19 protein-coding genes and 1 tRNA gene are annotated in these 18,534 nt (G+C 47.6%); 16 read left to right on the top strand and 4 right to left on the bottom strand.

Annotation, left to right across the window (positions count from 1 at the left end; all coding sequences use genetic code 11):
• Positions 1–22: 22 nt before the first annotated feature.
• The 5 genes from NG792_RS11380 to NG792_RS11360 all read left to right on the top strand — a co-directional run bounded on the left by NG792_RS11380 (position 23) and on the right by NG792_RS11360 (position 3,150).
• Positions 23–94, top strand: a tRNA-Val gene (locus tag NG792_RS11380).
• 255 nt (positions 95–349) lie between these two features.
• The gene (locus tag NG792_RS11375) at positions 350–1,141 is read left to right on the top strand and encodes a hypothetical protein (RefSeq protein ID WP_261235512.1); all 792 of its coding nucleotides are present in this window, start codon (positions 350–352) and stop codon (positions 1,139–1,141) included.
• Positions 1,135–1,617 carry a DUF7689 domain-containing protein gene (locus NG792_RS11370; RefSeq protein WP_261198295.1) on the top strand — a complete coding sequence of 161 codons (483 nt, stop codon included), beginning with the start codon at positions 1,135–1,137 and terminating at the stop codon, positions 1,615–1,617. The genes NG792_RS11375 and NG792_RS11370 overlap by 7 nt, the downstream gene beginning before the upstream one ends.
• A 300-nt stretch (positions 1,618–1,917) precedes the next feature.
• A complete protein-coding gene (locus NG792_RS11365; RefSeq protein ID WP_261235511.1) occupies positions 1,918–2,172 on the top strand; it encodes a hypothetical protein in 255 nt (84 codons plus the stop codon).
• Between the two features lie 153 nt (positions 2,173–2,325).
• Positions 2,326–3,150 (top strand): prepilin peptidase, encoded by an 825-nt coding sequence (locus NG792_RS11360; protein WP_435387575.1) that lies wholly within the window; start codon positions 2,326–2,328, stop codon positions 3,148–3,150.
• 53 nt (positions 3,151–3,203) lie between these two features.
• Here the strand turns inward: NG792_RS11360 and NG792_RS11355 are convergent, their stop codons facing one another.
• From NG792_RS11355 to NG792_RS11345, 3 genes are all read right to left on the bottom strand, one after another.
• Positions 3,204–4,331 (bottom strand): hypothetical protein, encoded by a 1,128-nt coding sequence (locus tag NG792_RS11355; protein WP_261235509.1) that lies wholly within the window; start codon positions 4,329–4,331, stop codon positions 3,204–3,206.
• Positions 4,332–4,500: 169 nt separating this feature from the next.
• Positions 4,501–4,782, bottom strand: a complete 282-nt coding sequence (gene gatC / locus NG792_RS11350; protein ID WP_261198290.1) for an Asp-tRNA(Asn)/Glu-tRNA(Gln) amidotransferase subunit GatC — start codon at positions 4,780–4,782, stop codon at positions 4,501–4,503.
• Positions 4,783–4,892: 110 nt separating this feature from the next.
• Positions 4,893–5,414, bottom strand: coding sequence for a photosystem I assembly protein Ycf3 (locus tag NG792_RS11345; protein ID WP_261198289.1), 522 nt, complete (start codon positions 5,412–5,414; stop codon positions 4,893–4,895).
• A 264-nt stretch (positions 5,415–5,678) separates the two neighbouring features.
• Between NG792_RS11345 and NG792_RS11340 the strand changes: the two genes are divergently transcribed.
• The 7 genes from NG792_RS11340 to psbV2 all read left to right on the top strand — a co-directional run bounded on the left by NG792_RS11340 (position 5,679) and on the right by psbV2 (position 9,236).
• Entirely contained in the window at positions 5,679–5,903 is a 225-nt protein-coding gene (locus tag NG792_RS11340) for a DUF2007 domain-containing protein (RefSeq protein WP_261198287.1), read from the top strand.
• Positions 5,904–6,019: 116 nt separating this feature from the next.
• A complete protein-coding gene (accD, locus tag NG792_RS11335; protein WP_261198286.1) occupies positions 6,020–6,943 on the top strand; it encodes an acetyl-CoA carboxylase, carboxyltransferase subunit beta in 924 nt (307 codons plus the stop codon).
• A gap of 316 nt (positions 6,944–7,259) precedes the next feature.
• Positions 7,260–7,616 carry a hypothetical protein gene (locus NG792_RS28945; RefSeq protein WP_317618835.1) on the top strand — a complete coding sequence of 119 codons (357 nt, stop codon included), beginning with the start codon at positions 7,260–7,262 and terminating at the stop codon, positions 7,614–7,616.
• Between the two features lie 13 nt (positions 7,617–7,629).
• Complete coding sequence (locus NG792_RS11325; RefSeq protein ID WP_261235508.1) at positions 7,630–7,755, top strand: hypothetical protein; 126 nt, start codon at positions 7,630–7,632, stop codon at positions 7,753–7,755.
• 152 nt (positions 7,756–7,907) lie between these two features.
• The gene (gene psbV / locus NG792_RS11320) at positions 7,908–8,399 is read left to right on the top strand and encodes a photosystem II cytochrome c-550 (protein ID WP_261235507.1); all 492 of its coding nucleotides are present in this window, start codon (positions 7,908–7,910) and stop codon (positions 8,397–8,399) included.
• Between the two features lie 72 nt (positions 8,400–8,471).
• Positions 8,472–8,636 (top strand): hypothetical protein, encoded by a 165-nt coding sequence (locus tag NG792_RS11315; protein WP_261198284.1) that lies wholly within the window; start codon positions 8,472–8,474, stop codon positions 8,634–8,636.
• Between the two features lie 99 nt (positions 8,637–8,735).
• On the top strand, positions 8,736–9,236 hold the full coding sequence (gene psbV2, locus NG792_RS11310) for a photosystem II cytochrome PsbV2 (protein WP_261198283.1): 501 nt from the start codon (positions 8,736–8,738) through the stop codon (positions 9,234–9,236).
• 5 nt (positions 9,237–9,241) lie between these two features.
• Here the strand turns inward: psbV2 and NG792_RS11305 are convergent, their stop codons facing one another.
• Positions 9,242–10,813 (bottom strand): diguanylate cyclase, encoded by a 1,572-nt coding sequence (locus NG792_RS11305; protein ID WP_261198282.1) that lies wholly within the window; start codon positions 10,811–10,813, stop codon positions 9,242–9,244.
• A gap of 344 nt (positions 10,814–11,157) precedes the next feature.
• Between NG792_RS11305 and petJ the strand changes: the two genes are divergently transcribed.
• The 4 genes from petJ to NG792_RS11285 all read left to right on the top strand — a co-directional run bounded on the left by petJ (position 11,158) and on the right by NG792_RS11285 (position 18,513).
• Positions 11,158–11,490: a cytochrome c6 PetJ gene (petJ, locus tag NG792_RS11300; protein WP_261198281.1), complete on the top strand. Its 333-nt coding sequence runs from the start codon at positions 11,158–11,160 to the stop codon at positions 11,488–11,490.
• Between the two features lie 213 nt (positions 11,491–11,703).
• On the top strand, positions 11,704–12,414 hold the full coding sequence (locus NG792_RS11295; RefSeq protein WP_261198280.1) for a rhomboid family intramembrane serine protease: 711 nt from the start codon (positions 11,704–11,706) through the stop codon (positions 12,412–12,414).
• Between the two features lie 158 nt (positions 12,415–12,572).
• Entirely contained in the window at positions 12,573–17,288 is a 4,716-nt protein-coding gene (locus tag NG792_RS11290; protein ID WP_261235506.1) for an Hsp70 family protein, read from the top strand.
• Positions 17,289–18,363: 1,075 nt separating this feature from the next.
• Positions 18,364–18,513 (top strand): hypothetical protein, encoded by a 150-nt coding sequence (locus tag NG792_RS11285; RefSeq protein ID WP_261235505.1) that lies wholly within the window; start codon positions 18,364–18,366, stop codon positions 18,511–18,513.
• Positions 18,514–18,534: the final 21 nt, after the last annotated feature.

Raw genomic sequence — 18,534 nt, 5'->3', positions numbered from 1 at the left:
ATGCTATTGTAGTAAATCGTGCGGGCGATTAGCACAGTGGTAGCGCACTTCCTTCACACGGAAGGGGTCACTGGTTCGAATCCAGTATCGCCCATTAATTTTTTTAAACCCTTTTTTCTCGGGGTCCAAGACTCCCGGAGATTTTTGCTATTGAGCAACGGGTCATTGCCAATCCGAAAGGAGTGCGGCTACATGGAAAGCGATCGGTTTGTAAGAGCTATAGAAAGAAAGAACAGTAAAACTGGGTTACAGCCTGCTATTTTATGGATGAGTTATCACCGAGATTGAATTATGTTATTTTAACATAATTTATTAATAGGTTTTACAACATTATCCAGATACAAATACCATGAAAATCCCCCAAATGCCGCTTCAATATTATCCATTTTTAAACCAGTTAATAGAACTGGATAATAAAACCATAGAAGATATGGTGCAGTCATTAAAAATTGTACAGCCTACCTTGGAGTTAGAAGAGTTAACGAAAACGGTAGCGAGTCAAGTTATCACAATCAGTCAAGAACGTATTTCCGAAATCCTAGAATTGTTGATTTATCTCTATTATTTGTCTAATAAATATGAGTTTACCCAGGAGGAAGTCATTAACTTTATGGGGGAATTTCTCCAAAATTCTGAGGAATTTACTCATGTTAATCTAAATCAATTAGAGAGATTTAAGCATCGATTAGCCACATTGTTGGAATCGGGGGTTTTTCTTTACCCCTTATCTAAAGCGGCTAATGTAATCCTGGATAATGAGATAATATTTGTGCGATACGGGTTCAAGAAACCTGGCATTTGGGAAAATAGCGCCAACTACGCCGTTCAAAATGTAGATCCGACTGTTCCTGAATCAGAAAAGACCTTCCTAGAATTGGCCTATCAATGGCGTAGAGAAACCCGGGGAATCTCTTCTACCAATAAATCATCCATGCATCCTGCCTATCAGCAGATTATTGGCATGGGGAAAGCGGTTATCCCTTTATTACTCCGAGAACTGGAACGAAAGTCCGGACAATGGTTCTGGGCATTAAAAGCAATTAGTCGCGAAGATCCGGTTCCCCCAGAAAAACGAGGTCAAACTCAGGAGATGATCCGATATTGGCTGGAGTGGGGGAAGCAAAAAGGTTATAAATGGTAGAGAATGAACCGATTGGGAATTCAGCCTGGAGAGCAGAAGTTAGGGGATGGATTGAAGCCGATTACCCGAATTTACTGGAGAGTGGATATAGATTAACCAGCTCGGATACCATTGATTATAATTGTATTGCTTGGGCGTTAGAAGATACCTCGAAATGGTGGTGGCCGGATGAAATGGGGCAACAGTATTGGCCGCCCCCTATGAAACGAGAAGAAAGTTTAGAAGCATTTATTCAGGTTTTTGCATCTTTCGGATATGAGGTTTGTGAAACGGCTTCCGTAGAGGTGGGTTTTCAAAAAGTAGCACTCTATGCCGATTCAAATAGAACACCTACTCATGCTGCCCGACAATTAGATTCGGGGAAATGGACCAGTAAACTCGGATCAGGCGAAGACATAGAACACCACGAATTAGATGGGTTGGTAGGAGAAAAATATGGTCAGGTTGCAGCAATCCTGAAAAAAATTATCCCTTAAATCCTGGCGCTCCATGAATCCGGTAAACGTTGGCACTTTGTTGTTTATTTTCTGCTGCCACCATTAATAAATGAGCAGATTAGCCAAGTTTTCTGCTGCAAGGTGGGGGTTTAAGTGAGGGGTGAAACCCTCCATTAAGGGGGACAAAGGATTAAGGGTTGATGATTTTCCTTCTTTAGATAGATATTTTCGGGAGGCCGATCGCCACAGTTTAAGAGTGGGTAGACTACAATCAAACCATGACCAGCACCAATGTTTTTCCCGTATCCACTTAAACTTTACGATTAAGGTTGCTCGCTCATGTACGCTGCACCACAACTCCAAGACGATAGCCCGATCGCCTCCCCGCAGTTGCTTGACCCGACTTTGCTCAAAGCCGCAAGGTTGCTTTATCGAGCGTACAAAGACGTTCATCCCGATGGGATTCAGCGTCCTCTCGGGGTAGCCATCGATCGCTTTACTTATCGAGGTCAGCTCATTTTTACCAAAAAGCCTGCTTTATTGCTGACCGAATGTTTTGTGCCCTTCGATCAGCTTGAAGCCGGACTCTATTAGCAGGAATGAGCTATTATTATCACCGGACACCATAAAGTTCGGACTTTTTATTAAATTCTGATGATTACCTATTGTTAATCAGTAATAACTAACCCTAAAACTTGAATAAAAACACCCCAAATGACAAATGACAAATGACAAATGACAAACCATATAGATGTGATTGTTGCGATCGCAGCGGTGGCAGTCGCCTTAACCCTGGGTGCTTCCATCGGCAGCTTTATCAACGTGGTAGCGTACCGGATTCCTGCGGGGTTATCCTTGCTGTGGCCCCCTTCACGCTGTCCCCATTGCCTGCATAAACTGGGTAAAACTGAGAACGTGCCAGTCTTCGGCTGGTTGCGCTTGCGGGGTCGCTGCGCTCACTGTAAAAGTCCGATTTCCGTCCGGTATCCCATCATCGAAGCCTTAACCGCCCTTATCTTCATGGTGGTGGCATTGTTCACCTGGGAAAACCCGCTGCAAATGATGGGGTATTGGGTCTTTTTTAGTTGGTTATTGGCCCTTTCAATTATTGATTTGGATACCATGACCCTGCCGAACAAGCTTACCCAGTCAGGATTGGTGGCGGGATTAGGGTTTCAGATAGTCACCGGGTGGGCGATCGCCTCCGATGTCCAAGGAATTCCTCATCAGTTAATGGTCGGGGTAATCGGTGCAGTGCTCGGGATTTGGCTGTTGGATAGCATTTCCTTTCTCGGTTCGATCGCCTTTGGAAAAACCGCAATGGGGGCCGGGGATGCCAAACTCGCCGCAATGATGGGGGCTTGGCTAGGGTGGAAATTGATGCTTTTAGGCGGTTTTATTGCTTGTGCTGCCGGTGCCTTTATCGGCGGGGGTGCAGTCGCCTTGGGGTGGCTGGAACGCAGTAAACCCATGCCATTTGGACCCTTTCTCGCACTGGGTGCAGCGATCGCCGCCTTGTGGGGAGAGACCATTTTATCCGCCTATTTGGACCTGTTTTTTCCGTTACAGTAAGCGCCGAAGTTGGTATTTAAAAACTCTAAACTCCCCTCAAACTGGGTTTCGATTTAATCTTGCCAGAGATGCGCATCTTGCAATCGGGACATCACTCCGCGAAGGTTTTTATAGTCTTCCTGAATCTGGCGGACTCGGGCTTGAAACTCAGATAATTTGTCTTGATATTCGGCGATGTCCTGTAAATTGAGTAGATGAACAATGGCGCGATCGTAACCTTTGACGTGCTTGGTTCCAATTTCATGAAAAACCTGTTCCCAAAGGTAAGATTCCCGAGGCGCTAGTTCCTGAATCTTTTTAACTTTTTCCTGTTTGGCAGCCTGTTTTTCTTTCTGTTTCCGGAGTTGGTTTAATTCGACAGCGATAGTGAGCAGTTCCGATAAAGAACGACGTGGTGAGTCTGACACCGTTTGAGGGGTGGTTTTTTTGGAGAAAGATCGCAAACGCTGGGTGAGTTTCAGGTTGAGATTCAGTTCTCCTTGTAGCAAGCGGGCTAAAAAGTCGTTGCGTTCTTGTTCAGAAAGCTGGGGAATTATTTGCTGTAGTTTGGGAATGGAGTCCGATTGGGTTTCAGATTGGGGACTCAATTGAGCCGCTGCCTCAATTAAATCTTGATTGAGTTCAACAAAATCGACAAATGCTTTTAACGGGTTTGAAAGGTTGTGTAAATTAGCCGGGATTGGTGGTTCTATGCAAGTTTCTGGGTCACAGTCCTCACAGAGGTGTGCAGCCTTTAACCACCCTAAGTACAAAATTCGGTAATCCCCTTGTAATAAATCATCGCGCAAGGATAACATCCGGGGGAGTAATCCTTCTCCGTCAGTCCACCCATTCAAATCTTCCTCAAAAACGTTGATATCGATAATAACTGACTGTTCAGTTGTGGAAATCTTAATACTATCGGCGACTTGATAGGGTTCTAAGTCAACAGGATTAATCAAAGATTTCGGCAAGCGAAACATCAGTTGGCGACTCCCCCAATTCGCCGTATAAAGCATGATGTCAAAACATTTATCTAAAAGCTGTTGCGGTTGGCCGCGAAAGTCACCGTAATTGTAGAGAAATATGGCTTGTGTCCGGTTGAGTTGAACGCGACTGGATAGGGTATGGATATAGTCCTGTTCTTTCTCAGTCAAGGGACGATCTAAGGCTTGGAATTCATAATATTGGTAGGTGCTCATGGTTAAAATGGGGCGGAGGTTCTGAGTTGAAGATATGAATTATAGCGGTTCGAGGGTCTTAGGAAGTCCAGATATTTAGAGGAGTGCCGCGCATCGTTTCCAAGAAAATAGCCCGCGTGAGCAGGCTATTAAAAATAGGGGTTTTCATAGGGAGATGGGATGAATTACCCTACAAAATCTTAGGCACTTTAAAAAAGTCCCCTTCTACATCAGGGGCGGCGTTCATAATGGATTGAAGGTCAGTAAAGGGTTGGAGTTCATCGGGACGAGTGACGTTACTGACATCGATCGCCCGGGTGGTGGGTTTGATATTCTCCGTATCCAGTTCGCTCAACTGCTCGAAATACTCTAAAATGCTGCCCACTTGGGTGGTAAATTGTTCCTCTTCGGCTTCAGTGAGTTCGAGGCGAGCTAAATGGGCGACTTTGCGAATTTGTTCTCGGTCAATCATGGGTAAATGGAGAGGGTGAGGGTGGATGGCGATCGCCCTTTGTTTGAGGGAAAAACAGCATCAAACCGGAGAGATCGCCGCAAAAAGTTTAGGCTAACAGAACCCAGAGACTAGAAAAACACATCCATTGTGGAACGTCCAGTGGTTTTGAGCCAGTTTTGGGCCTCAATGTAGTTATTGGGAGCCTGACGGATGGCTTGTTTCCAGTAATCTGCCGCGCGATCGTATAACTCCTCGGCTCCCTCGGTGTCTCCCGCTTCCTTGGCTTGATCCCCTTGGTAATGCAAAATCACCGCGATATTATTGAGAGCTTGGGGCATCCGGGGATTGAGTTCCAAAGCTTGATGGTAAAATTCCACAGCTTTGTCCCGATCGCCATTGCTGGTGTGAATCAAGCCGATATTGTAGAGAATATAACTGCGATCGTAGGGGTCATCTTCCAGGGTGAGGGCTTCGTTATAGTTTTCTAAAGCTTCAGCATATTCCCCATCGGCTTGAGCCGACATTCCGTCACGGTAGTAGGCGAAGGCTTCCTTCGCTTGTTGATTCGTGGGTAGGATCTTTAAAATGATGTCCGCTACCACCGTGAATGTTTTATCGATGAAGTTATCGTTGCGTTGTGTTCTGGGCATGGGGGTTTCGGTCTAAGATTGCTAACAGAGTTTGACGATTGGCTGATTCTTCAATCCTATTGTAGGCATTGTGGTTCCCTTCGCTGCGTCAGAATTGAGTTTGTTGATCTTGATTTAATCCACAGAAAGCAGGGGAGGGGATTTTTTAGTGCCAGTTCGACCAATCTGTAGGAAAATTGAAGAGCGAAATCGCGTTAAAATTGGGGTTCTGGGGCCTGACCTCAGAATGAAACTGGAAACAATCTTAGTTAAGATCAGTTTATTGTGACCTGGATCACAGTGAAAACCACCAGCCATCGCTGGGAGGCTGAGTTCATGCAACAAGTGCTAGAGGCCCATGAGATTCCCACTCGGATTATTGATTTAGGAATTCTTTCATATTTGGGAACCGGGAGTCCAACCGCCTTGCAAGTGCGTCCAGAAGATCGGTGGACGGCATTGTTGTTGCTCAGTCCCCCAGAAGAAGAGGAGCCTGGGTCCGAGTTCTGAATAACAGAGCTTGGGGAGAAACGTCAGCAGAGGAAGCGATCGCATTCGGTTTGGGCTTCTTTGATCAAAGGCCGTGAAGTTGAATCGGTAACAAACAGAAGGGATTAAGCGTTTTCATGTCTCTATTTGATTGGTTTGCAAATCGCCGCAAGTCAGGCCCCATGAGCCAAGAGCGGCAAGAGCGAGAGATAGCCGATGGGCTATGGACGAAATGTCCCGAATGTGGGGTTTTGACCTACACCAAGGACCTCAGAGGGAATCAGATGGTTTGTCTCGAATGTGCGCATCATCTGAGGGTCGATGGATTGGAACGGATTAGCCAGCTCATTGATGGCACGACTTGGATGCCTTTAGATGAGAATCTGCAAGCGGTGGATGCTCTGAAATTCCGCGATCGCAAATCCTACAGCGATCGCCTTCGAGAATATCAAGACAAAACCGGCTGTTTAGATGCGGTGAAAACCGGATTAGGCAAGCTGGACGGCTTACCCGTGGCCCTGGGGGTAATGGAATTCAAATTTATGGGGGGCAGTATGGGGTCCGTGGTGGGAGAAAAACTCACCCGCCTGATTGAACGGGCCACCCGAGAACGATTACCCCTAATTATTGTCTGTGCTTCTGGGGGGGCGCGGATGCAAGAAGGGATGCTGTCGCTGATGCAAATGGCGAAAATTTCTGGCGCCTTAGAACGGCATCGCGAGAACAAGTTGCTGTATATTCCGATTTTGACCCATCCCACTACCGGGGGCGTGACGGCATCGTTTGCCATGTTGGGGGATATTATTATTGCCGAACCTAAAGCTACTATTGGGTTCGCCGGACGTCGGGTGATTGAGCAAACCCTCAGAGAGAAACTGCCGGAGGATTTTCAGTCGGCAGAGGACCTGCTGTTACATGGGTTTGTGGATGCGATCGTCCCCCGGACTCAGATTAAGAAAACTTTGGCCCAGTTGATTTGTCTGCATCAACCCCAGTCGCCGTTGTCTCATCGGATTCCGTTACCGGATGCGATGCACTGGAGTACCACGGCGATCGAATAGATCTCGGTTGGCGCATTAAATCTCTTGCAAAAATCTGGATTGCTCCCCCCAACCCCCCTTGTTAAGGGGGGCTTTTTAAAATTGGGCAAGATGTCTATTAAATCTTGTAGGGTTGATTGGCGAATCAACCTTACATTTAGGGTTGTTTCAAGACTATCCCGGGGTTCTAGGGTTAAGACTCTCGTGAAACTTTGGCAGTCCAGTCCGTTGCCTTATTCAGGGGATAAGCATAAAATTTAGCAAAAGTCAAAGGTAAGAAATACCTAATTTGTAGGGAATTTATCAGAGATTGTATGGAGACTCAGGGATAGAAGAAGTGAAAAAATCCCGAGGGATTCCCGGAGTGGTGGTGGGTGTTCCAGAGATTAGTGCATCCTCCATCCTTGAAGCAAAAATGCAATTTTTAGAAAGTGCCACTTACTGGCATGATAATGATATTGAAAATGGCTTAATCTTGACCTGTCTGCCAAAAATTATGGGTTTCGCTGACTTGTCGATTTCGGAAATTGCTCAAGACTATAATCTCCCGATTGAGGAGGTCCTGCGGTGGTGCGATGAGCTCGCGATTGCCTATAAAAGTCCTCAAACCCGTCTGGCGTTGGAGGATGCCAAGGCAATTTTGAGTAAGATTAACGACGATCGCCAGGAGAATTCTGGATCGGAATGTCCTTGAGCGAGCTTTAACCGTGCGATCGCATCTCGAACCCAGATTAGCGGCAAATGACGGGACCCCAGGCGAGTTCGGGATTTTACCGGGCGATCGCGAACAAACACCCTTGACATTGAGCCTAAATCATGCACAAACGCGCTAACTTGTCAAGTCGTGACCGGAAGCGCGGGCGGGGCATTTTAAAAGGATTCGATGGACAAAGGAAGAGTTCCGAACCCGTGAGCAACCGAACCAATCCCAGCCTGAGCTGTGTTTAGCGTTCAATACCATATCCGCTTTTTTTTGAGGAAAACCATGCTGAAAAGATGCATCTGGCTGGCTGTAGCCACTGTATTCTTCACCTTTCAAATATTTGTCGGGAATGCGACGGCAGTGGAACTCGATCGCGGGATCCGCACCGTACCCTTAAACGACAGTGGCCAGACCGTCGTGTTGAGCTTGCAACAAGTTGAACGAGGCAAACGGGTATTTAACGATACCTGCTCCAAATGCCATGCCGGTGGGATGACCAAAACTGACTTCAACGTGAGCTTGAGCCAAAAAGATTTGGCCTTGGCCACTCCTCGACGAGATACGATTGAAGGGTTAATTGACTACATGAAGAATCCGACGAGCTATGACGGGGAGACGGACATTTCCGAATTACACCCCAGCATTAAGAGTGCGGATATTTTCGCCGAAATGAGAAATCTGACCGAGGACGATCTGTTCGCGATCGCCGGACACATCCTCATTCAGCCTAAAATCCAAGGCAAACAATGGGGTGGCAATAAAGTCTACCGCTAAATCTCCCCATCGGTTACAGACTGCATTCAGACTCGACCGGGCCTCACGGATGTTGTAAGGACACTGACTCAAGTGCAACCGGGCGTTTTGGGGATTGGGAAATCAGCGATCGGTACTCCCTCTCCCCTAGGAGAGGCGATCGACAAGAGCGTGATTCTCCAAACCCCAAAACGCTCTCTCATCAACCCTGAAACAGACCGTTGTCCGTGGCTGGTGGGGCGGAGTGAGAGTTTTTAACCCCTGTTGTACTTATCCCCCATCTGGATTCCCGACTCATCACCTGTGGAAATCCAGAGCCATAATTCGCGCTCAAACTGCACCCCAACTCAAGTGCTAATGTTGCAAAAATTTTTAATCCGCTCAGTGGTGGCGATCGTCGTCATCGTCCTGGGTTTTATGAATTTCACATTACCGGCACAGGCCGACTCGATTGACCTCTATTTGCGCCGCTATTTGCAAGTCACCGAACCCGTTGCGATAGAGATAAATGACCAAAAAGAAACCCGCCTATTTTCCCCGGAGGGCTTGCATGAAGGCAAAGAGTTATTTAAACAACATTGCCTGAACTGTCATGTGGGCGGGGCGACCTTGCCCTATCCGGCAGTGTCTTTGTCCCTAGAGGACCTCAGGGGCGCGACACCCCCCCGGGATAATCTCGAAGGGTTGGTCGCCTATATGCGTTCCCCGATGAGTTACGACGGCACCGAGGACATCTACTGGTGCCGAGAGGTGCCGGAAACTTGGCTGCCGACGGAGCAGGTGGAAAACATGGCGGCCTTTATTCTGCGGGCGGCTCAGAAAGCGCCAGGATGGGGGACGGAAGAGTTTAAAGGCTAGTGTCATTACCGGGCATCGAGAGGGTTAGGGTCGAATTTGCAGAGGATTTCCGAGTAAGGACAGAACTGCACCCGATTGCGGCCCTCTCGTTTGGCTTCGTATAAGGCGCGATCGGCAAACTCCAGTAAAGCCTGGGGGTCTTGTCCAATTTTGTTCCCTTCGGGGGTGATCCCTGAAAGTGGGGCGATCGCCCCGCCAATGCTAATTGTCAGGGGAATTTCTACACCCTCGCCACTTGTGAACGGTTCCTGAGCGATCGCCTCTCGCAAGTCTTCGGCATATTCCCAGGCCGCTTCCGGTCCAATCCCCACCGTTAAACAAATAAATTCCTCCCCCCCATAGCGATAAAACCAACTATTCGCCCGGGCCTGTCTTTGCAACCGCGCCGCAATTTCTTTAAGCACTCCATCTCCGGTGGGATGACCATAAGTATCATTCACCCGTTTAAAAAAATCTACATCAATGGCAAATAAGCAGATATAGTCGCTATAGACAGACTTTTCCTGAGCCGCAGAATGGGGCAGCATTTGGGGCAGCGCCTGTTCCATAGCCCGCCGGTTGGGTAACCCGGTCAATTCATCGGTGAGTGCCAGAGATTCGAGTAATTTATTCCGGGCAATCAGTTGCTTGAGTAGGGCGTCCCGTTCCGATTCTGATTGTTGCAATAATTCCTGTAAAACCTCAATCTCCGCATACATTTCCATCGGGTCTAAGGCTTGCAACAAACTGGTCTGGGTGATAATTCCCCCCAGTTCCCCCTCATTCCCGACGACCACTAAGCGATGAACCCGCCGCCGCTGCATCTGCTGATGGGCTTCCCACAAGGAGGCATCCGGTGCGATCGGAAATAAGGGGGCACTCATCACCGTCGCGGCTCGGAGGCGCTCTAGGTCTAGTTCAAGATTGCGGAACTGTAACATATCCCGTTCCGTGATGATGCCCACTGGCCGAACGGGTTTGATTTGACAGCTATCTGCGGACCAAACTCCCCCAGTTGAATCCAGGGGAGTTAAACCTTGGTGATCAGATTGAGCGATTACGACACAACTGACGTTATAAATTGCCATGAGTTTGGCAATATTGAGCACCGTGGTAGAGACTGGGGCATGAATCACCCGAGTGATCATCACTTCGGTGACTCGCCGCAGACGCATAAAATCGATGGGTTTGAGGACGGTGCGGATACTCTGTTGAGTGAGGATACCCATGAGGGTTCCGTTGGCATCAAATACGGGAAGATGGCGAATTCGATGTTGGCGAAAGAGGGTCAGGACGGTGACGATATCTTGATCATCGGTCAAGGATTCGGTCAGGGTGAGAACATTTTTCGTCATCACCTCGCCGATGGCCACGCCCTTAAATTGTTGAGATGCGGCAATCATTCTGACCACATCTCGTTCTGTAAAAATCCCCATTAACTGATCTCGTTGAGTCTCGTTTCCTCGCGGAGAGTCTAGGACGAGGACACCACTGGTTCTGGCCCGACTCATCAGGGCGATCACGGCTTCTACGGTGGTATCTGCCGTGGTGGTGATGGGTTGGGGGTTGATCGCCTGTCTAAGAGAAGACACAAACATGACAGCTACATCTTTTTATTAAATCTCCCCCTAACCCTTCAGTGTAAAGGACGAGTGCACAATACCGATGGGTTGAGATCCTCCCGGTGGAGTCCCTCCAAGAGGATGTCGGAGGGGAGCTAAATTGCCGACTTTGCCTCTACTGTAAAGGTTTTTACTCTCCTGCGCTCATACGGCTTGGAAAGGAAATGAGGGGCTAGGGTTAGGGGGTACGGCGATCGCCTCGGTTGGGGAATTTCCGAAAAACATCACGGAATCGTTTCGGCATATCGCGTTCGATGTTAACGAACCGGGATAAAATACTTTTTGACTGCTAATTCTGAGTTAAATAGAGGAGAACTACTTTGAAGCGACTATTATCCATCGTTTTGCTGGCGATCGCCGTCCTGACCGTTGCCTTCGTGCCTCCCGCCTTCGCTGGAGATGCCGCCAATGGTGCCAAAATCTTTACTGCCAACTGTGCTGCTTGTCATGCGGGCGGCAATAACGTGATTATGGCCAACAAAACCCTGAAACAAGATGCCCTCGATCAATTTGGCATGAATTCTTTAGAGGCGATCAAGACTCAGGTCTCGAAAGGTAAGAATGCAATGCCCGCTTTTGGGGGTCGTCTGAGTGACGATCAAATTGAAGATGTCGCTACTTACGTTCTCGAACAAGCTGGAAAAGGCTGGTAGATTGTTTGACTCATCCTCCCGGATGAGGCGATCGCCCTGAAAGTCCCTTAAACCCTAGGCTTTCGGATTTCGGCAATTTCTGCCCTTTGAGCTCAAACCCCTCTGCCTGCCAGAGGGGTTTTTTGCGGCGATCTCTGCCGTTGGTTATTTGGCGATCGCCCTGGGATTTGTTATCTTGGTCCCAAACCGTTTGAAAAAAGCAAGATAAAATCTGTGGTTCCTTTACATGATGAAACGCCAACGGAAATTACCCCTTATGTGACTTATGGGTTAATCGCCATTAATATTTTGGTATTTTTCTCTGAACTTTCTTTACAACAGCAGGGACAGTTAGATAGTTTCCTGCAAAATTGGGCAGTTGTTCCCCAACAACTAAGTGCCACCTTTGCCGGACAACCTACCCCTAGTACGGTTCCGGAGTGGATTACCTTATTTAGTTCTCAGTTTCTACATGGGGGCTGGTTGCACCTCGGTGGGAATATGTTATTTCTATGGATTTTTGGCAATAACGTCGAGGACTGCTTAGGGCATATCAAATACATCATCTTTTATTTAGCCTGTGGAGCAATAGCGGTATTAGCCCAGTGGTTTTTCTCGATGGATTCAGCCATTCCCTCATTGGGTGCATCCGGGGCGATCGCCGGGGTCATGGGTGCTTACATTCTCCGCTATCCTCAAGCCAAAATTCTCACTTTAGTCCCCTTGGGATTTTTCCTCACTACTTTCCGCATTCCAGCAGTGTTTTTTTTAGGTTTTTGGTTTGTCCAGCAAGCATTGTACGGTATAGCGGGCCTATCTCAACAAACTAACATCGGTATGGAAAGTGGCGGGATTGCCTATTGGGCGCACGCAGGCGGATTCATCATCGGGGCAGTGTTAGGTCCATTACTGGGGTTATTTTCTAACCGGCGACCATCGGTTTAACTCACCCTCCCATCCTGATGCCTATTTATTCTCACCCGGGTGTGTTCTTAATTCCCCATCTTCTGACTCAATCCCTTATTCTTATAGAATAAGGGATTTTTTATCGTCCTCAAGACGGCTTATCTGGACTTAAACTCAACGTACAGCGCTTAGTTAAGATGAAATTAAATTTACCCAACCCCTTGGGGCCATTTTTCAACAAGCTGCGCAGATTTTTTTCCCATTTGTGGGACAAACTCAAAGCTGTGGGCAATCCGTTGCCACAATTACGACGGAGTTGCCAAAGTTTAGAGCAATTATTAGCCTTGGAGAATCCCAGTTATACAGACCGGGAAAAGATTTGGAAAACCTATGCCCAAGTTTTGGACTGCGCAGCAAGATGTGATGCAGTGGGCCACTATACTAGCGGGAATGGCTCTCACCTGATTCAAGTGATTCAGGAATTTGAACCGCGCCTAGGAGAATTACCGGCAACGGGGACATTTTCGGCCAAGCGATCGCTGGGAATTCTGTTGAAACGAGACCCAGTAACAGCACAGGCATTAAATGCAGCTTGGCGACTATCAGCGCGAGTACAAGACCCCTCATTTCGCCAGGAAATTCAACAGTTTATTTGTGTGGAAACCGCCCGCATAGGTGAGGATAATGAACTGCTGAGGAAGTTGGTGCAGCGTCGGCAAGCAGGGCGTTTGGATGCGGGAGAGCTAGAAGCGATTCTGAGCAAATTGTTGGGTTCTAATTCCTTTCAAGAAAATGTACCGTGGAAAGCCTTTTTCTTGCAATTAACTCCCCGGGAACTGCCCCGTGTGCATCCGGTTTATGGGTTGATTGAGCGATGGGAAGAAGCGGCGAATTTAGCGGAAGAGTTGAAAGATTATCGTTGTGCGATCGCCTACCGAATGAGGTTGGGAGGGAAAGAGAATGCACTTCAGCTTTTGAGCTTGTGTGAGCGGATCCAATCTCCGGAGGCGATCGCCCAAGCCCATCAAAAATTGGGGTCCTGTTTCTGGGACGAAGGGGATTATATAACCGCTTTAGAGCATTTTCAAAAAGCGGGAGACTTAGAACGGGCGAGTGATTGTCATTACCAACTGGGGAACTTACCCGAGGCAGTGCAACTCCGTCCTAGCATTCGTCCGGAGTGGATTGCTCAGATCCGCGACAGGATGGAAACCACTGTGCGATCGCACTTGGAACACCAGGATTTTTTGCCCTCGGTGCGACTACTGAAAGCCCTGGAAACAGCATGGCGCAACCATTCCCCAGCATCCCGAGTCCAGTCCGAAGCCAGTCGCACTCAGCATCTGCTGGGGGAAATCCTCAAAACGGCTCGCGCTGGGTTTGAGGTGCAGTTAACCGAAGCACAAGGAGTGAGAGAGACTGAAGTTTACAAAGCCTGGAGTCGGTTGGAAGAAGCGGCAGGAAATTATCAAGAAGCGGCAATGAAGGCGCAGCAAGCCCAAGATTATTTTACCGCGTCCTTGTTATTTGAAAAAGCCGGTGCGTTCGGGCAAGCAGTATCAGCCCTGGATGAGGCGGATCGTGAGACGAGTGCGCTTGTTCCCCAGAAAAAGGCACAACTGCTGGAACAAGGGGGAGATTTCTTTAGGGCGGGACTGTTGTATGAACAGTTAGGGGAAACCGATCGCGCGATGGCGATGTATGAACAGGCGAAGGAATTTGACCGGGCGGCTGAACTGCGACGGCAACAGGTGGGCGATCGCCAGGTGGTTTTTGATGAGCGCTTTATTGAATTACTCACAAAAGCGGGACGGATAGAGGAACTGGCGGAACTGTATGCGGCAAAAGCGTATGAACCCGAGCGATCGCCGGAAGAAAAAGCGCAGTTATTCCGACGGATCAAGGAACTGGGCGATCGCGGCTTAGTGAGCGATCGCCTGCTGAATTTGGTAGCGAAGGAACTGCCGCAGATTGAAGCTTTGGATCGGCGCAAGTTTGAACAACAAGCGCCTCGATGGGTGCAAGCCGCTACGGAAGCGGTGTTAAGGGACTATATTGATGCGATCGGGTTAGATCTCGGCACCAGTAACAGTGTTGTGTGTTTGTATAACCACCGCACAGCCGAAGTGGAAGTGGTGGAATGGCAGGGAAAACGGCAAATTCCTTCAGTATTTGCGATCGACCCCATCGGGCGAGAACTGGTGGGGGTTCCCATCCCTGAGTTACTGGGGAAATCACCCCGCGCCATTGTCACCCAGGCAAAACGGAAGATGGGAACGGAGACGAAATTTAAAGCGGGGGGAGTGGTGTACCGTCCCGAAGAGATTTCGGCGCGAATTATTAATTGTGCGCGGCAATTAGCCCGCGATCGCCTCCGGCAAAAGATTGTCCAACGGATTTCTAAACTGGCGGCGCAGGCAATGGGAACTGTGCCACCAGAAGAATGGGTGACGGCTTATCTGGACCGTTATCCCCTAGCGATTCCTTTAAGCAATGTGGTGATTACGGTTCCCGCTTACTTTAATGATGCTCAAAAACAAGCCACTAAAATAGCGGGAATGCTGGCGGATATCAATGTTTTGCGACTAATTCACGAACCCACTGCCGCTTGTTTGGCGCAAAATCATCGGGTTGCTAAAAATGAAACTCTCTTAATTGCTGATTTAGGGGCGGGAACTTTTGACCTTTCTATCATTGAGGTGGAGGATAAAGTTTTTGAAGTCTTAGAAATTCAAGGGGATAATTCTTTGGGTAGTGCGGATTTAGATGATATTTTGTACCAATATTTTGCGACTAAAATTGAACAAGAAACGGGGTATGAAATTGCCAGCGATCGCTTTGCAGCCACCCGGCTTCGTCAAGCTTGCGAAGAGTTAAAAATTGAACTTTCAACCCGCAAGGCTTGGACGATTCAGCTTCCCCAATTCATGAAGGGGACAACTATTGATTTAGAACTAACGCGCCAGGAACTCGAACAACTTGCCGCCCCCTGGCTGAATAAAATTCGCCAAACTTGTCAAAAAATTACCCATAAACCCCACCGGGTTTTGCTGATTGGTGGGGGGGCGGTTATGCCTGCGGTACGGCAATGTATTCGCGATGTATTTGGACAAGAAGCGAGTGCGGATTTAGATCCGTTAACCGCTGTAGCCCGGGGTGCAGTGTTGCAAGCAGCAATTCTGTTGGGTGCGCTTCAGGAAACAATTTTACTGGATGTGGTTCCCTTCAGTCTCGGGATTAAGTCTTGTGTATCCCCCACGGAGTTTAAGTTTGATGTGCTGATTCCTAAACATACCACGATTCCGACGAAGAAAAGTAATAATTATACGACCATTGAAGATAATCAAAGCCGGGTTCACATTCAGGTTTTTCAAGGAGAATCGCCAATTCCCGAGGAGAATTTCAAAATCGGCGAATTTATCTTAGAAGGAATTTTCCCGGCAAAAGCGGGAGTCCCAAAAATTGACGTGACTTTTGATATTGATACGAATTGCTTGCTGAAGGTGTCAGCGTTGGATCTGGGTACGGGGAATCAATGTGGCATTACAATTGCTGATTCTCATTTGTTGACTCCGGCTCAACAAGCCTCCCTCAAAACGCAATTTTATGAGTCTCAAACCTATCAGGAACAGTTGGGTCATCTCCAAAAAATTGCGGCAGATCTAACAGCCCAATTTGGAACCGTTGAAAAGATGGAAATGGGGGCATTGACGGTGCGCTTGCAGGAACGGTTGCAATTTTATGAATGCCATCAGGACCGCTATCGGTTAACGGAAACAGACAATCAGATGTGGTTAGAACTATATCGCGATCGCCCTGAGTTAGAGATGAAAACGCGGTTGGCACAGGACCGCTGGGACACCTTGAAACGGAGTGGTGAAAGTTGGATTCAGGGATATCAGTCGTTAGATTGGAAGGGGACGCAAATTAGCGATCGCGTTAAGCTGATGTATCAAGAAGGGTCGAATTTACTTCAGCGAACTCGTGAGGCGGTAACGGAATTAACGGAAGTGGTTGGAACTTATCTCAAATGGTTGAGTGCGATCGAGAATTTAACTGTCAATCCCGATGGCAATGCGGAAGAATTGGCGCAACATTTTCTCAGTCTTCACCGCTATTCTGAGGCGATGGGGTATTTTAAACAAATTGAGCCTCCCCTGTCTCTTAATCAGGTGGAATTGGGACTAGAAATTTATGCGCGATCGCGACAACTGCAAGATTACCATGCCTTACTCCAAGCACAAGCTCAACCCCTAGGAATTCATAACCCAGACTTTACCAATCTCAACCATTCTGTGCAGATTTATGCGGCTTCTGTAGCCTGGATTCAGGTAAATTCCCCGGGACATACCGGCAATGGCAGCGGCTTTTTCATCGGAGGCAGTCGGATAGCAACAAATCGTCATGTTGTCGTCAATGAAACAACCGGAGAATGTGTTTTACCCCACACCATTCAGGTGATGACTCAACAGGGAATGCTTCAAGTTACCTCGATTCAGTTACCCCATTGGGGACCCGATGATGTAGCCATTTTGCACTTAAAACCCACTTCAGTTTCCCTAACCCCATTGCGATTGGGTTTTTCTGAATTGGTGGAAGTAGGGGAAAGAGTTTTAACCCTAGGATTTCCCGCTGTCTACGAGGGGAAATTTGAAGAAAATCTGTACTGTAACGTGGGATTAATCAACCGGATTCGCCCCCAGTCTGTATGCAGCGCTCGCGTCTTAGAAGTGAGCATCCCCCTCCAGGGCGGAATTAGTGGTTCCCCCCTGTTAAATCAATGGGGAGAAGTCATCGGGTTGCTCAGTTTTATCTTAGAACAAAAGCGGCAAGGTCCTAAGGGAGATACCTACAGTGAGCGCTCGTTTTATGCAATTCCCGTCTCAGTCTTGCGCCGCCTTTGTCTGACCTAAATGCTCCCGAGAAATACCCCTCAAATTATGATGAATTCGGCTTGATAATCAACCCAATGCCTGTTAAAGAAGCATCCATTTTAACAGGGATTTAAGTTGGTTTATTTTTATTTTTTTATTTCAAAGCTATCCCCCTAGCCGAGATTCCCTGCAGGATTGATTAGCCGCCTATTTCCGCCAACAATAAGCAAACTTCAATTTGGTAAATCCGGTTATCCGGATTTACCCCTAATTTTTTGGGGTCAGGCATGACTGATAAAGCCGAGACCTTTTAACCCGCAAAAGTCTATTATTTTTAATATAATGGTCTGGGGAGTATCTATCAAAATATAGCATTTTAAAGCAGGTTCTCAAGTTTTAAGCAACAATTTGGAATAAATAATCCTTTAAGGATATATCTGGATTAATAAAGTTGTGTATTTTTTCAATTTCTGATTTTTATAATCCAGAGTCGATCTCTGGTATGCCAATCTTAAACCGGCACAATTGAGCTTTAGGTTGATGTTCGCAAACTTTTGGACAACAGTTATAACAAATTGCAGCAGCGGGAGGGGCGCGGGAGGGAGTTTTAGGGTTGGAAAAGGAATCGGTTTCTGCGGTAGAAAATTTATAATTCGACTTGAATCAAACTCGCCATATTACGGCTTCATTTGACCCGCGTTTTCGCATCTCTCAAACGGAGCAAATGGCCGCTTTAGGGATTACCTTTCAGGTGGGTTGATATTCAAAATTAACGGCATTTTTGGACCCGCTTGGGAATCGACCAATGCGGATTCGGTATCAGGCATCAGTAGGGTTCTGATTCCGGGGTGCAGTTGAGTTTGAGGGGGGGATTAATTTTTTAATGTCTCTTGACAAAAAAACTAGCCATGCTATAATAATTGATTATTAAATAATGGATTTTTTCGGGAGACGCAACCCGTGCCAGAATTGGGGCTGAAGGGGTTAATTTAAGGGGCGATCGCCCGTTAGATTGTACCCGTAGATTTTGGCCGAAATGCCTTAAAACTGGAAAGGGACTCAGGTTGCGATCGCCGTTGGATTTCGGTTCGGGTGATTACTATAGGGCTATAAGATGAACAAATTCAGCATGATGCCGATCGCAGTGGTGCTCTCATCGGTGTTGACTGCACCCCCTAGTTTTGCACAACCCATCGCCCCTGCTGCCGCAGGGCAAGCTCATCTAATTTGGTATAAATTGTACTTGACAAAAAAGCAATTATAGGGTTTGCCCCATTTAATGATG

The organism is Laspinema olomoucense D3b (assembly GCF_025370785.1).
Taxonomy (GTDB): domain Bacteria; phylum Cyanobacteriota; class Cyanobacteriia; order Cyanobacteriales; family Laspinemataceae; genus Laspinema; species Laspinema olomoucense.
The sequence above is the reverse complement of the archived record's forward strand: the minus strand, read 5'-3'. Positions and strand labels throughout refer to the sequence as shown.